The organism is Carboxylicivirga sediminis (assembly GCF_018156225.1).
Lineage (GTDB): Bacteria > Bacteroidota > Bacteroidia > Bacteroidales > Marinilabiliaceae > Carboxylicivirga > Carboxylicivirga sediminis.
The window spans coordinates 1-901 of record NZ_JAGTAR010000096.1 but is presented as its reverse complement, the minus strand read 5'-3'; the positions used below and the strand labels follow the sequence as shown (position 1 = coordinate 901).

At 41.1% G+C, this 901-nt stretch carries 1 protein-coding gene; it reads left to right on the top strand.

Annotated elements, in window-relative coordinates; translation table 11 throughout:
* On the top strand, positions 1–901 hold a 901-nt coding region (locus KDU71_RS22770), incomplete at both ends, for a sulfatase-like hydrolase/transferase (RefSeq protein ID WP_212193434.1).

Genomic DNA, 901 nt, shown 5'->3' with positions numbered 1-901 from the left:
AATGACTTTGATATGCCTCCATTTTATAACGATACGCCTGCTATGCGTAAGCAGTTTGCCCGGGTTTATAACTCCCTCAAGCTGACTGATAATAAAATTGGCGCCTTATTGCAACGATTGGAAGCTGATGGATTAAAGGAAAATACCATTATCATTTTCTATGCCGATCATGGTGAAGGTATTCCACGAGGTAAAACCAATGGTATTAACCTGGGCTATCGGGTGCCGTTTATTATTTGGTTTCCTGAAAAATATAAGCATTTATCTCCCTGGGGAACCAATGGTGTGGTTGCCGATGAGTTGGTTAGTTTTGAAGATTTAGCGCCAACTGTTATTAGTTTGGCTGGTGGTGAAATTCCTGAGCACATGACAGGTCGTATTATGATGGGCGAAAATCGATCTAAAAGAGCCGAACATATGGTGTTGTCGTCCGATAGAGCGGATAATGGCATTGACCTGGTTCGAACAATAACCAATGGAAAGTACCTTTATTCGCGTAATTTTATGCCTTTTATCCCCGAAGCCAGGTATATACGCTACATGGAGATAAGCGATATCAAGCAGCAGATGCGTCGCGATTATGAACAAAATAAGCTGAATACTGTACAGAAAAGGCTATTCGAACCACGCCCTCATGAGTATTTGTATAACATAGAAGAGGATGTGTGGGAGTTGAATAATCTGGTTGATGATCCAGCACATCAGGAGTTATTAACTGAGATGAGACAATTGCTTAAGAAAGAAATGTTGGAGCAACGCGATATATTATTGATGCCTGAATATGAATTGGAGCTGGTTGCCAAAACACAGTCTCCTTACGAATATCGATTAAGTGATAGTTATGCCATCAATGATATTTTGGCGAGTGCCTGGTTATCCGGCGATAGAAGCAAAGAAGCAG